Below are 12965 nucleotides of genomic sequence, written 5' to 3' on the forward strand. Positions count from 1 at the left end.
CCGAAGGGGTCAACACTGATCACACGGTGGGCGTGATCACACGCCGCCTGGGTTAGGTTGCGGCCCATGAGTGCAGATCCCGCGGCGCCGCGGACCACGACGGTGGGGGTACCCCGCGAGTCGGTGGCCGGCGAGCGCCGGGTCGCCCTGGTCCCGAAGATCGTCGAGAAGCTCCGGACGCGCGGTGTGGCCGTGGTCGTCGAGTCCGGTGCGGGTCTCGGCGCCCTGATCCCCGACGAGCTGTACACCGCGGCCGGCGCCACCATCGGCGACCCGTGGTCGGCGGACGTCGTGGTAAAGGTCGCGCTGCCGACCCCCGAGGAGATCGCGAAGCTGCAGCGCGGTTCCACCTACATCGGCTTCCTCGCCCCGCTGACGGCGCCGGGGACGATCGCCGCGCTGCGTGAGGCGGGGGTGCAGGCGTTCGCGATGGAGTCGATCCCGCGCATCTCCCGCGCGCAGTCGATGGACGCGCTGTCGTCGCAGGCGGGTGTCGCCGGGTACAAGGCGGTGCTGCTCGCGGCCGAGCGATCCACCCGGTTCTTCCCGATGCTGACCACCGCCGCCGGCACGGTGAAGCCCGCGCAGGCACTGATCCTCGGCGTCGGCGTCGCGGGCCTGCAGGCGCTGGCCACGGCCAAGCGCCTCGGTGCCCGGACCACCGGTTACGACGTGCGGCCCGAGGTGGCCGACCAGGTGCGTTCGCTCGGTGCCACCTGGCTCGACCTGGGCATCGAGGCCGTCGGCGAGGGCGGGTACGCCCGTGAGCTCACCGACGACGAGCGGGCCGAGCAGCAGAAGCGGCTCGAGGAGGCGATCACGAACTTCGACGTCGTGATCACCACAGCGAACGTCCCGGGGCGCAAGGCCCCGACCCTGGTCACGGCGAAGGCCGTGGAGGGCATGCGGGCCGGCAGCGTCGTCGTCGACATGGCGGGGGAGAGCGGCGGCAACTGCGAGCTCACCGAGCCCGGCGAGATCGTCGTCAAGCACGACGTGACGATCGCGTCGCCGCTCAACCTGCCGGCGACGATGCCCGAGCACGCCTCGGAGCTCTACTCCCGCAACGTCTCCGCGCTGCTGGAGCTGATGCTCGACTCCGACGGCGCACTGGCGCCCGACTTCTCCGACGAGGTACTGGCGAAGTCCTGCGTCACCCGAGAGGTGAGTGCGTAATGGAATCCGGAAGTCTGCTCGCGAACATCGCGATCCTGGTGCTGGCCGGCTTCGTCGGCTTCGCGGTGATCTCGAAGGTGCCCAACACGCTGCACACGCCGCTGATGTCGGGCACGAACGCCATCCACGGCATCGTGCTGCTCGGCGGCCTGATCGTGCTGGGGAGCCTCGAGAACCCGTCGGTGGTCGACCAGATCATCCTGGTGATCGCCATCGCGTTCGGCATGATCAACGTCATCGGCGGGTTCCTCGTGACCGACCGGATGCTCGGGATGTTCAAGGATCGGAAGGACAAGTAGTGGAAACCCTGGTCCCGATCCTCTACATCATCGCGTTCGGTCTGTTCATCTACGGCCTGATGGGTCTGACCGGCCCGAAGACGGCAGTGCGCGGCAACAAGATCGCCGCCGTCGGCATGACCATCGCGGTGATCGCGACGCTGCTGCAGGTGCGCCACAACTGGGTGCTGATCGTCGTAGGCCTGATCGTCGGCGCCGCGCTCGGCGTGCCGTCGGCGCGTCAGGTGAAGATGACCGCGATCCCGCAGATGGTGGCGCTGTTCAACGGCGTCGGCGGTGGCGCGGTGGCGCTGATCGCGTGGTCGGAGTTCCGGACCTCCGGCGGGTTCGCGACGGAGGCCACCTACGTGATCGTCGCATCGCTGTTCGGCGCGATCATCGGCTCGGTGTCGTTCTGGGGCTCGCTGATCGCCTTCGGCAAGCTCCAGGAGATCCTGCCCAGCCGCCCGATCGGTCTCGGGAAGGCCCAGCAGGCCGTGAACCTCCTGCTGCTGGTGGCGGCGATCGTGTGCGCGGTGTTCGCCGGTCTCGGCGGTGCGTCGCAGCTGTGGGTGATCGGCCTGCTCGTGCTCGCCGCCGTGCTGGGCATGCTGGTGGTGCTGCCGATCGGTGGGGCCGACATGCCGGTCGTGATCTCGCTGCTCAACGCCCTCACCGGTCTGTCGGCCGCGGCGGCGGGCATCGCCCTCGACAACACCGCGATGATCGTGGCGGGCATGATCGTCGGGGCGTCGGGCTCGATCCTGACCAACCAGATGGCCGTGGCGATGAACCGCACCATCCCGGCGATCGTCGCGGGCGGGTTCGGCGGCACCACCCTGGTGCCCGGCGCCGACGACGGCGTCGACCGCACCGTCACCTCCACCAGCGCCGCCGACGCCGCCATCCAGATGGCGTACGCGTCGCAGGTGATCGTGGTGCCCGGGTACGGCATGGCCGTGGCCCAGGCCCAGCACGCCGTCAAGGACATGGCGAAGCTGCTGGAGGCCAAGGGCGTGGAGGTCAAGTACGCCATCCACCCGGTGGCCGGCCGCATGCCCGGGCACATGAACGTCCTGCTCGCCGAGGCCGACGTCTCCTACGACGCCCTCAAGGAGATGGACGACATCAACGACGAGTTCTCCCGCACCGACGTCACGCTGGTGATCGGGGCCAACGACGTCACCAACCCGGCGGCGCGCTCGGACTCGTCGAGCCCGATCTTCGGCATGCCGATCCTCAACGTGGACCAGAGCCGCTCGGTGATCGTGTTGAAGCGCTCGATGAGCAGTGGGTTCGCCGGCATCGACAACCCGCTGTTCTACGCGGAGAACACCTCGATGCTCTTCGGTGACGCCAAGAAGTCGGTGTCCGAGGTGACCGAGGAGCTCAAGGCCCTGTAGCCCTGGCGGGCTCGCCCACCTCCACCGTGTCGCGGAGGGGGTGGGCGATCTCGTCGGCCGGCAACCGCCAGGCGAGGATCGCGGCCACGGCGAGGAACGTGGGGACCAGCCCGGCCAGCACGAACGTGAGCGGGATGCCGATCCACTCGCCGACCGGCCCCGCGACGGCCATCGACACCGGCATCAGGGCGAGCGAGACGAAGAAGTCGAGGCTCGAGACCCGGCCGAGCATGTGCGGTGGCACGCGGCGCTGCAGCAGCGTGCCCCAGATGACCGTGGCCGCGGAGCCGGTGAAGCCGACGACGAACCCGGCGACCGCCATCACCCACAGCTGGTCGGTGATCCCGATGGCCGCCATCGGCAGGGCGCCGGCCCCCCACAGCAGCAGCATCACCGTGAGATAGCGCCGCGGCATCCGCATCGACGACGTGGCCACCGACCCGAGGGCTCCGCCGACCCCGAAGGCCCCGAGCACCAGCGCGAAGCCGCTGGCCCCGCTGCCCGTCCGGTCACGCACCGCGAACGGCAGCAGCACCTCCAGGGGGCCGATCAGCAGGAGGACGGCCAGGATCGCGAACGCGAGGGTGGCGAACAGCCACCCGGTGCGGAAGAGGTAGGCGAAGCCCTCCCGCAGGTCGTGGGACACCGACCGGCCCCCGGTCGCCGCGGGGACGGGCAGCGTGCGCATGGCCAGCAGTGCGAGCAGGGCCACCACATAGAGCGCGGCGGCCCCGAGCAGGGCGACACCCGGGGCGAACGCACCTACCACCAGCCCGGCCAGCGCGGGCCCGAGCGCCTGCATCGCGGCGGGCCGTAGCGCACCCTCGACGCCGTTGGCTGCGAGCAGCTCGTCGGGCGGCAGGATGGTGGGCAGCAGCGCGGTGTAGGCCGGGTAGAAGAACGCCTCGGCCGCGCCCAGCGCGAACGTGACCACCGCCAGGTGCCACAGCTGCAGCGCCCCGGCCACGGCCAGCGCCCCGACCGTGGCCGCACCTGCGATACGCACCGACTCGACCACGATGAGCAGCGCGCGGCGCGGCAGCCGGTCGGCCGCCACACCCCCGACCAGGACGCTGAGCAGCATGCCGACGCTGGTGGGGGTGGCCACCACGGACAGCTCGCTCGGCCCGCCCCCGAGCTCGATGACCTGCCAGACCAGCGCCACCAGCCACATGCCGCTGGCGAACAGCGACACCCCCATCGACGCCACCAGCAGCCGGTACTCGCGGTGGCGGAACGGGCGCAGCGCCCGGGGCAGGTTCGTCGGCACGGCGTCGACGGTAGCGAGGAGGTACGACACTCTGCGCGTGGATTGTCCGGCTCGCCGGCTCCCGGCGGCCCGGCTTGTACCCCATGTGCGGGCCGGTCTGCAACGGTCGTACACTGGTGTTTCGCGCGCCGTCTGGCGTCGGTTCCGTTGTGCCTTCCGCATCTCCGGTCCCGGGGCTGCGACGTGCGAAAACCACAGTACGCACACCTGTCACGGATCGCGGAGGACATGGCCAAGAAGGACGGGGCGATCGAAGTCGAGGGCCGGGTCGTCGAGCCCCTGCCGAACGCGATGTTCCGCGTGGAGCTGGAGAACGGACACCGGGTCCTCGCCCACATCAGCGGCAAGATGCGGCAGCACTACATCCGGATCCTCCCCGAGGACCGGGTCGTGGTGGAGCTGTCGCCGTACGACCTCACCCGCGGCCGCATCGTCTACCGCTACAAGTGAACGCCCACAACACCAGAGGACGACGGACGTGAAGGTCAACCCGAGCGTCAAGAAGATCTGCGACAAGTGCAAGGTGATCCGCCGTCACGGCCGGGTCATGGTGATCTGCGAGAACCTGCGCCACAAGCAGCGCCAGGGCTGAGCAGCTCCCCAGCACGTCGCGGTCCTCGTTGACCGCAGCAACACAGAAGAACTCGACGCACCTACCGCGCCACACGGGCGCAACCACCCCCGGATCCAGGCCGGGGCCCGGAAGCGGTACCGCCGGGACGGGCGTCGATCAGACCTGGCTCAGCAGGACGACAGGAGTACACCGCCGCATGGCACGACTCTCCGGCGTCGACCTCCCCCGCGACAAGCGGATGGAGATCGCGCTCACCTACATCTTCGGGATCGGACGCACCCGGTCGAAGCAGATCCTGGACGCCACCGGGATCGACTACGACCTCCGCTCGAAGGACCTCACCGACGCCGATCTGACGGCGCTCCGCGAGTACATCGAGGGCAACCTCCGCGTCGAGGGTGACCTGCGCCGCGAGGTGCAGGCCGACATCCGCCGCAAGATCGAGATCGGCTGCTACCAGGGGATCCGGCACCGCCGGGGCCTGCCGGTGCGCGGTCAGCGCACCAAGACCAACGCCCGCGGTCGCAAGGGCCCGAAGAAGACCGTCGCGGGCAAGAAGAAGGCTGGTAAGAAGTAATGCCTCCTCGTACCCGCTCCCAGGCCGGACCGAAGAAGGTCCGTCGCAAGGAGAAGAAGAACGTCGCGATGGGCCACGCGCACATCAAGAGCACGTTCAACAACACGATCGTCTCGATCACCGACCCCACCGGCGCGGTCATCGCGTGGGCCTCGGCCGGTCACGTCGGCTTCAAGGGCTCGCGCAAGTCCACGCCGTTCGCGGCGCAGATGGCAGCCGAGTCCGCGGCCCGCAAGGCCGCCGAGCACGGCATGAAGAAGGTCGACGTGTTCGTCAAGGGTCCCGGCTCCGGCCGTGAGACCGCCATCCGCTCGCTGCAGGCGGCCGGCCTCGAGGTCGGCACCATCAGCGACGTGACGCCCCAGCCGCACAACGGCTGCCGGCCGCCCAAGCGGCGTCGGGTCTAGGGAAAGGGAGTAACAAGAAATGGCTCGTTACACCGGACCCATGACCCGCAAGTCCCGCCGGCTCAAGGTCGACCTCGTCGGCGGCGACCAGGCGTTCGAGCGTCGTCCCTACCCGCCCGGCCAGCACGGCCGGATCCGGATCAAGGAGACCGAGTACCTCCTGCAGATGCAGGAGAAGCAGAAGGCCCGTTTCGCGTACGGCGTGCTGGAGAAGCAGTTCAGCCGCTACTACAAGGAAGCGGCCCGTCGCGAGGGCAAGACCGGCGACAACCTGCTGCAGATCCTCGAGTCGCGCCTGGACAACGTCGTGTACCGCGCGGGCCTCGCCCGTACGCGCCGCATGGCCCGCCAGCTGGTGAACCACGGCCACTTCCTGGTCAACGGCCAGAAGGTCGACATCCCCAGCTACCAGGTGTCGCGCTACGACATCATCGACGTCAAGCCGAAGTCGATCAACACGGACCCGTTCATCATCGCCAAGGAGCTCCTGGGCGATCGACCGGTTCCGGCGTGGCTGCAGGTGGTTCCGTCGAACCTGCGCATCCTGGTCCACCAGCTCCCGGAGCGTGCGCAGATCGATACGCAGGTCACCGAGCAGCTCATCGTCGAGTACTACTCCAAGTAGTAGTCACTCGCACCCCGGGCCCGCAGGGAGGGCCCGGGGTCTGCTGCGGCTTCAAATAGTGGTTGCCGCGGCGCCTGAAGGAGGCACATTCCCATGCTGATCTCTCAGCGACCCACCCTGACCGAGGACTCGGTCGTCGACACCCGCTCCCGCTTCGTCATCGAGCCGCTGGAGCCGGGCTTCGGCTACACGCTGGGCAACTCGCTCCGGCGCACCCTGCTGTCGTCCATCCCGGGCGCGGCGGTCACCAGCATCCGCATCGACGGCGTGCTCCACGAGTTCACCACCGTCCCGGGGGTGAAGGAGGACGTCACCGACATCATCCTGAACCTCAAGGAGCTGGTCGTGTCCTCCGAGGAGGACGAGCCGGTCACGATGTACCTGCGCAAGCAGGGCCCCGGCCCCGTCACCGCCGGTGACATCGTCCCGCCTGCGGGCGTCACCGTGCACAACCCGGACCTGCACATCGCCACGCTCAACGACAAGGGCCGCCTCGAGGTGGAGCTCGTCGTCGAGCGGGGTCGTGGCTACGTCCCGGCCATGCAGAACAAGGCCACCGGCGCCGAGATCGGCCGCATCCCGGTCGACTCGATCTACTCGCCGGTCCTCAAGGTGACCTACAAGGTCGAGGCCACCCGTGTCGAGCAGCGCACGGACTTCGACAAGCTCGTGCTCGACGTCGAGACCAAGCCGTCGATCACCCCGCGGGACGCGTTGGCCTCGGCCGGCAAGACCCTGGTGGAGCTGTTCGGGCTCGCCCGCGAGCTCAACGTCGACGCCGAGGGCATCGAGATCGGCCCGTCGCCGCAGGAGGCCGACACCATCGCGGCCTTCGCGATGCCGATCGAGGAGCTCGACCTCACGGTCCGCTCCTACAACTGCCTCAAGCGCGAGGGCATCCACACCGTGGGTGAGCTGGTGGGCCGCAGCGAGGCCGACCTGCTCGACATCCGCAACTTCGGTGCGAAGTCGATCGACGAGGTCAAGATGAAGCTCGTCGGCCTCGGGCTCGCGCTCAAGGACAGCCCGCCCGGATTCGACCCGTCGGCCGCGGCCGCCGAGTACGGCTCCGACGGGTTCGACCCCGACCAGCCGTTCGGCGACGACGGCCAGGACTACGCAGAAACGGAGCAGTTGTAGCCATGCCTCAGCCCACCAAGGGGCCCCGCCTCGGCGGTTCGCCCGCGCACCAGCGGCTGATCCTGGCCAACCTCGCGACGCAGCTGTTCGAGCACCGCCGGATCACCACGACGGAGGCCAAGGCCCGCCGGCTGCGGCCCTACGCCGAGAAGCTGATCACCAAGGCCAAGCGCGGAGACCTGCACAACATCCGCGAGATCGCCAAGGTCATCCGCGACAAGGACGTCGTGCACGCGCTCGTCACCGACATCGGCCCGTTCTTCGCCGACCGTCAGGGCGGTTACACGCGCATCACCAAGACGATGCCGCGCAAGGGCGACAACGCCCCGATGGCCGTGATCGAGCTGGTCTCGACCAAGACCGTCACCGACGAGGCCAACCGGGCCCGTCGGGCGGACGCCTCGCAGAAGGCGGCTGCCCAGAAGGAGTCGGCGCAGAAGACCGCGACCGCTCCGCCGGCAGCCGAGGAGGCGGCCGAGGCCGCTGACGAGGCGGCCGACAAGGCCCTCGACGCGGCCGTGGCCGCCGACGAGGTCGCCCCGGGCAGCGAGGCCGCCGACAAGGCTCTCGACGCGGCGGAGGCGGCCTCCGAGGCCGCCGACGGTGCGACCGAGGCCGCCTCGGACGCACCCTACGGCGAGGGCTCGCACGCCCCGCTGGCGGACGCGAACGAGGCGCCGGAGGGCTTCGAGATCAAGGGCAACGCCGACTCGATGCTCTACCACCTCCCTGGCACGCAGTTCTACGACAACACGGTCGCCGAGGTCTGGTTCGCCACGGCCGAGGCCGCCGAGGCCGCCGGCTTCGCGCTGCCGAAGTCGCAGCAGGAGAAGAGCGACTCCTGAGCCGGATGCACCACCGCACCGAGCCCGCCGTCCACCCGGACGGCGGGCTCGGTCGCGTTCCGGGCACCCGCACGCAGACCCCGACCCGCGCGCACGGAGAGCCCGACTTGCGGCGGTTCCGGCTGGACATCGCCTACGACGGCACCGACTTCTCGGGCTGGGCCGCCCAGCCGGGGCTGCGCACCGTGTGCGGGACCGTGACCGACAGCCTCGACATGATCCTGCGACGGTCGGTGCAGCTGACCGTGGCCGGGCGCACCGACGCCGGGGTGCACGCCACCGGGCAGGTGGCGCACGTCGACCTGCCCACCGACCTCGACCCGGTGTGGCTGGTGCGACGGCTGTCGCGGCTGCTGCCCCCGGATGTCCGGGTCCGGGCGGTCACGCGCGTGCCCGACTCGTTCGACGCCCGCTTCTCCGCCCTGCGCCGCCACTACCGCTACCGCGTCGCCACCGCGGCCTACGGGGCCGAGCCGTTGCGGGCCCACGACACGGTGTCCTGGCCGTTCCCGCTCGACCTGGACGCGGTGAACGCCGCCTCGGCCGGCCTGCTCGGCGAGCACGACTTCGCCGCCTACTGCAAGGCCCGCGAGGGCGCCACGACGATCCGCGAACTGCAGCGGCTCGTCTGGACCATCGACGCGGACGGCGTGGTCACGGCCGAGGTGTCGGCCGACGCGTTCTGCCACTCGATGGTGCGCAGCCTGGTCGGCGCGCTGCTGGACGTCGGCCGTGCGCGGCGCACCGTGGACTGGCCGGTGGGCCTGCTCAGCCGGGGCGAACGCGCCGGCGAGGTGACGGTGGCCCCCGCCCACGGCCTGGCCCTGGTGCAGGTGGACTACCCGACGGACGCGGAGCTGGAAGCGCGAGCGGCAGAGACCCGCCGCCTGCGCGCTCCCCTCCCGGGCGTTGATCAAGGCGCCGATGTCGTCAGAGGATCATCCGGAGCGACCGCAGCGTTTTGACCACCGCGGTGGGCGGTGTGTTGCGAGGTTGTTTCCGGACCGGACAGCGCGTTGTTCCCACCGCCTTTCTCGGGTGAGAGTGTGCCGGTGACCGTGCCCGAGACCTCTTCTGCGCGGTACGGCGAGCGCATCGTCGCCGTCGAACCGGGTGGCAACGAGCGTGTGCCCGACGCCGACCGGCACGCCCTCCCCCGGCAGCTGTTCTGGACGTGGACCTCGCCCAACATGGAGTTCGCCACGATCTTCGTCGGCGTGCTGGCCGTGTCGGTGTTCGGGATGACGTTCGGGCAGGCCGTGACCGCGATCCTGCTCGGCAACGTGCTCGCGTCGCTGGCGCACGGGGTGCTCTCGGCGCGGGGACCGTCGGCCGGGGTGCCCCAGATGGTGCTGGGCCGGCTCGCGTTCGGCTACCGCGGCAACGTCCTGCCGTCGGGGCTGATGACGATCACGTCCGGGTTCGGGTGGTTCGCGGTCAACAGCGTCAGCGCCTCGTTCGCGCTCAGCTCATTGACCGGGGCTTCACCGGTGGTGTGGTTGGTGATCGTCGTGCTGGTGCAGGTGGCCATCGCGTTCTTCGGCCACAACCTGGTGCAGGCGTTCGAGCGCCTGGCGTTCCCCGTGCTCGCGGTGATCTTCCTGATCGGTGCGGTGATCGTGTTGACGCGCTCCGACGCCTCGTTCGTGCCCGCCGACGGCGGGAGCGGCGGGGTGGGCGGGTTCCTGCTCACCGTCGGCGCCGTGTTCGGCTACACCGCGGGCTGGACCCCGTATGCCGCCGACTACTCGCGCTACCTCCCGGCCGACAACTCCCGGCGGCGCACCGGGCTCGCGGCCGGTCTGGGGATGTTCGGCTCCTGCACGATCCTGATGATCGTCGGCGCCGCGTCGGTCAGTGCCGCGGCCGCCGCCGGGATCACCTCCGACAACCCGACCACCGCTTACGTCGGCGTGCTGCCCGGCCTGCTCGCGAACCTGACCCTGCTGGCCATCGCCGTGGGCGCGGTGGCGGCGAACGTCCTCAACGTCTACTCGGGGGCAATGGCGTTCCTGAGCATGGGCTTCCCCATCGCGCTGGACCGGGCCCGGGCCGTGGTGGCGGCCGCGTTCGGCGTGGTCGGCTTCGTCATCGCGCTGGTGGCGCTGGGTGACGCCGCGGCCGGGTACGAGAACTTCCTGCTGGTGATCGTCTACTGGATCGGGCCGTGGCTCGGCGTCGTGCTCACCGACCAGTACCTGCGCCGCGGCGCGCTGCCCGCCGAGTCGCTCTACGACCGCACGTTCCGCAACCCGGCCGGGCTGATCGCGCTGGTGGTCGGCATCGTCGTGTCGGTGGGGCTGTTCGCCAACCAGGTGCTGTTCACGGGCCTGGTGCCGCGGGTGCTCCCGGACATCGGCGACATCGCGTTCCTCGTCGGGATCGCCCTGTCGGCCGCGCTCTACGCGGTGCTGTACCCGCGCCTTACGGTGAGGTCGTGACTCCGGATTCCATGCTCGATGTCGCCGTCGCCGAGGCCCGTGCCGGACTCGCGGAGGGTGGGATCCCGATCGGCGCCGCCCTGTTCTCCGTCGACGGCACCCTGCTCGGGCGCGGTCACAACCGGCGCGTTCAGGACGACGACCCGTCGATGCACGCCGAGACCGCGGCGTTCAGGAACGCCGGTCGCCAGCGCGACTACCGGAAGACGATCATGGTGACCACGCTGTCGCCGTGCTGGTACTGCTCCGGGCTGGTGCGCCAGTTCACCATCGGCGCGGTGCTGATCGGCGAGGCCCGCACGTTCCACGGCGGACACGACTGGCTGGCCGAGCACGGCGTCGAGGTCACGGTGCTGGACGACGAGCGCTGCGTCGGGCTGATGACCGACTTCATCGCCGCCCGGCCGGAACTGTGGAACGAGGACATCGGGGAGCCGTCGTGATGATCCCGACGGTGGACCTCCGGCACGCGGACGCCGCGGCGGTGGACGAGGCCCTGCAGAGGGCCGGGTTCCTGCTGGTCACGGGCCACGGCGTCGACGACGTGCTGCGGGCGGACGTCCGCGCGGCCGCCCGGAGGTTCTTCGCGCTGCCCGTCGAGGTCAAGCAGCGCTACGCCGTGCGGATCGGCGGCCGAGGGTGGCTGGCGCCGGGTGTCGAGGCGAACGGCAATGCCGATGCCTTCGGCACCGGGGCCGGCAACGTGGAAGGCGGCGACAACCCGCCCGACCTCAAGGAGTCGTTCGCGGTCGGACCGGACACCCCCACCGGCGATCCGGCCGTCGACGCGGTGTGGTTCCCGGCCAACGTCTGGCCGGACGAGGTCCCGGAGCTGCGACCCGCCGTCGAGCGCTACCTCGGGGCGATGACGGCGGTGTCACGCGACCTGCTCGAGCTCTGTGCCGGCGCCCTCGGGCTGCCGCCGGACTCGTTGACGGCGCTGGCCGGGCACCCCACGTGGACGTTCAACATCAACCGCTACCCGCCGCTGACCGAGGTCGGTGAGCCCGCGCCCGGGCAGTTCCGGATCGGGCCGCACACCGACTTCGGTACGGTCACCGTGCTCGACCGGGAGCCCGGTGCGGGCGGGCTGCAGGTGGACGTCGCGGACTCCGGCTGGGCCGACGCCCCCTACGACCCGGCCGCATTCACCGTCAACATCGGTGACCTGCTGGAGCACTGGACGGGGCGGCGCTGGCGCTCGGGACGGCACCGGGTGTTGCCTCCGCAGCCCGACTCGCCGCACGAGGAGCTCGTGTCGCTGGTGTTCTTCTTCGAGCTCGACCACGACGCCGTCGTCACCCCGTTGGCGCCGCCGATCGGCCGCCGGGCCGATCTCGCGCCCGTGGTCTCCGCGCCGTTCCTGCGCGGGCGCCTGGACGCGATCTCCGTCGGCTAGGAGTTCTGCCGAACGCCCACGGGGACGAGGGGTCGCTGGCTACCGTTCCCTGGGTGAGCACCCGCGCGCCCGTCACCCGGGACCAGGCTGACGCCTACCGGTTCGGGATGCGCCGGCTGGAGGCCGCGCTGGTGCGGGGCGATCCGGTGCCGCTGCACGAGCAGATCCGGTCGCAGCGCCGCGCGTCGTTCGCGGGGATCGTGCTGGGCCTGCTCGGGCTGTGCGGGGTGGCCGTCTACGCGCTGGTGGTGCCCAGTCCGAACTGGACGGACCGGAGCGTGGTGGTCGGCTCCACGTCGGGGGCGATGTACGCGGTGGCGCACGGGCCCGACCGGCTCGTCCCGGTGGCCAACCTGCCCGCCGCCCGCCTCGTGCTCACCGCGCTGCGGGCCCCCGACGCGGCCGCGGCCACGCCCGTCCTCGTCCCGGACGCCACGCTCGACGCCGCCCCGCGCACGCCCACCGCGGCGGTGCCCGGTGCGGTCGGGGTGCGCACCGAGGCGGCCCCGTCGGGCGACTGGGCGGTGTGCGACCAGGTGGCCGACGACGGCCGTGTGGTGGGCACCACCGTGATCGCCGGGGCGGTGCTCGGCGCGCCGGCCCCGCCCGGCGACGGGCTGCTGCTCGCCGGCCCCGACGACACCACGTGGATGGTCACGGCCGGCGCCCGGCACCGGGTCGACGCCGGGGACGGCCGGCTGCGCGCGGCGTTCCGGCTCACCGACCAGCTGCCCCGCACGGCCAGCGCCGACCTGGTGTCGCTGCTGCCCGAGGGCCCCGCGCTCGCCACGCCGCAGGTGCCCGGCCGCGGGGATCCCGCACCGGCGGGG

The 12965-nt window shown here is 71.0% G+C and carries 15 protein-coding genes and 1 pseudogene (1 of these 16 cut by a window edge); 15 read left to right on the forward strand and 1 reads right to left on the reverse strand.

Features of this window, described 5'->3' with window-relative positions:
* Positions 1-66 precede the first annotated feature (66 nt).
* From BGP03_RS03585 to BGP03_RS03595, 3 genes are read left to right on the forward strand one after another with little or no spacing between them, the layout of a single operon-like run.
* Positions 67-1176 (forward strand): Re/Si-specific NAD(P)(+) transhydrogenase subunit alpha, encoded by a 1110-nt coding sequence (locus tag BGP03_RS03585; RefSeq protein ID WP_296369619.1) that lies wholly within the window; start codon positions 67-69, stop codon positions 1174-1176.
* Positions 1176-1475 (forward strand): NAD(P) transhydrogenase subunit alpha, encoded by a 300-nt coding sequence (locus tag BGP03_RS03590; protein WP_296369621.1) that lies wholly within the window; start codon positions 1176-1178, stop codon positions 1473-1475. The genes BGP03_RS03585 and BGP03_RS03590 overlap by 1 nt, the downstream gene beginning before the upstream one ends.
* Complete coding sequence (locus tag BGP03_RS03595) at positions 1475-2857, forward strand: NAD(P)(+) transhydrogenase (Re/Si-specific) subunit beta (protein ID WP_296369623.1); 1383 nt, start codon at positions 1475-1477, stop codon at positions 2855-2857. The genes BGP03_RS03590 and BGP03_RS03595 overlap by 1 nt, the downstream gene beginning before the upstream one ends.
* Here the strand turns inward: BGP03_RS03595 and BGP03_RS03600 are convergent.
* Complete coding sequence (locus BGP03_RS03600; RefSeq protein ID WP_296369624.1) at positions 2844-4127, reverse strand: MFS transporter; 1284 nt, start codon at positions 4125-4127, stop codon at positions 2844-2846. The genes BGP03_RS03595 and BGP03_RS03600 overlap by 14 nt on opposite strands.
* A gap of 228 nt (positions 4128-4355) precedes the next feature.
* Between BGP03_RS03600 and infA the strand changes: the two genes are divergently transcribed.
* From infA to eccB, 12 genes and pseudogenes are all read left to right on the forward strand, one after another.
* Positions 4356-4577, forward strand: coding sequence for a translation initiation factor IF-1 (gene infA, locus BGP03_RS03605; protein WP_028929190.1), 222 nt, complete (start codon positions 4356-4358; stop codon positions 4575-4577).
* A 28-nt stretch (positions 4578-4605) separates the two neighbouring features.
* Positions 4606-4719: a 50S ribosomal protein L36 gene (rpmJ, locus tag BGP03_RS03610; RefSeq protein WP_018682809.1), complete on the forward strand. Its 114-nt coding sequence runs from the start codon at positions 4606-4608 to the stop codon at positions 4717-4719.
* Positions 4720-4897: 178 nt separating this feature from the next.
* Positions 4898-5278, forward strand: coding sequence for a 30S ribosomal protein S13 (rpsM, locus tag BGP03_RS03615; protein WP_296369631.1), 381 nt, complete (start codon positions 4898-4900; stop codon positions 5276-5278).
* Positions 5278-5685 carry a 30S ribosomal protein S11 gene (gene rpsK / locus BGP03_RS03620; RefSeq protein WP_296369633.1) on the forward strand — a complete coding sequence of 136 codons (408 nt, stop codon included), beginning with the start codon at positions 5278-5280 and terminating at the stop codon, positions 5683-5685. Before rpsM ends, rpsK begins: the two co-directional genes overlap by 1 nt.
* Positions 5686-5704: 19 nt before the next feature.
* Positions 5705-6310 (forward strand): 30S ribosomal protein S4, encoded by a 606-nt coding sequence (gene rpsD / locus BGP03_RS03625; RefSeq protein ID WP_296369635.1) that lies wholly within the window; start codon positions 5705-5707, stop codon positions 6308-6310.
* 93 nt (positions 6311-6403) lie between these two features.
* The gene (locus BGP03_RS03630) at positions 6404-7450 is read left to right on the forward strand and encodes a DNA-directed RNA polymerase subunit alpha (RefSeq protein ID WP_296369636.1); all 1047 of its coding nucleotides are present in this window, start codon (positions 6404-6406) and stop codon (positions 7448-7450) included.
* 2 nt (positions 7451-7452) lie between these two features.
* Positions 7453-7956, forward strand: a pseudogene (gene rplQ, locus BGP03_RS03635) (50S ribosomal protein L17); the annotation flags it as partial.
* Between the two features lie 344 nt (positions 7957-8300).
* Entirely contained in the window at positions 8301-9260 is a 960-nt protein-coding gene (gene truA, locus BGP03_RS03640; protein ID WP_298800034.1) for a tRNA pseudouridine(38-40) synthase TruA, read from the forward strand.
* A gap of 87 nt (positions 9261-9347) precedes the next feature.
* Complete coding sequence (locus tag BGP03_RS03645; protein ID WP_296369640.1) at positions 9348-10736, forward strand: cytosine permease; 1389 nt, start codon at positions 9348-9350, stop codon at positions 10734-10736.
* Between the two features lie 11 nt (positions 10737-10747).
* Positions 10748-11179 carry a nucleoside deaminase gene (locus tag BGP03_RS03650; protein ID WP_296369805.1) on the forward strand — a complete coding sequence of 144 codons (432 nt, stop codon included), beginning with the start codon at positions 10748-10750 and terminating at the stop codon, positions 11177-11179.
* On the forward strand, positions 11179-12135 hold the full coding sequence (locus BGP03_RS03655; protein WP_298800092.1) for a 2-oxoglutarate and iron-dependent oxygenase domain-containing protein: 957 nt from the start codon (positions 11179-11181) through the stop codon (positions 12133-12135). The genes BGP03_RS03650 and BGP03_RS03655 overlap by 1 nt, the downstream gene beginning before the upstream one ends.
* 53 nt (positions 12136-12188) lie before the next feature.
* Positions 12189-12965 carry the 5' portion of a type VII secretion protein EccB gene (gene eccB, locus BGP03_RS03660; protein WP_299735424.1) on the forward strand. The gene runs 633 nt beyond the window's last position, so the window shows 777 of its 1410 coding nt (coding positions 1-777); it begins with the start codon at positions 12189-12191; its stop codon lies beyond the right edge, outside the window.

Source organism: Pseudonocardia sp. 73-21, assembly GCF_001899645.1.
Lineage (GTDB): Bacteria > Actinomycetota > Actinomycetes > Mycobacteriales > Pseudonocardiaceae > Pseudonocardia.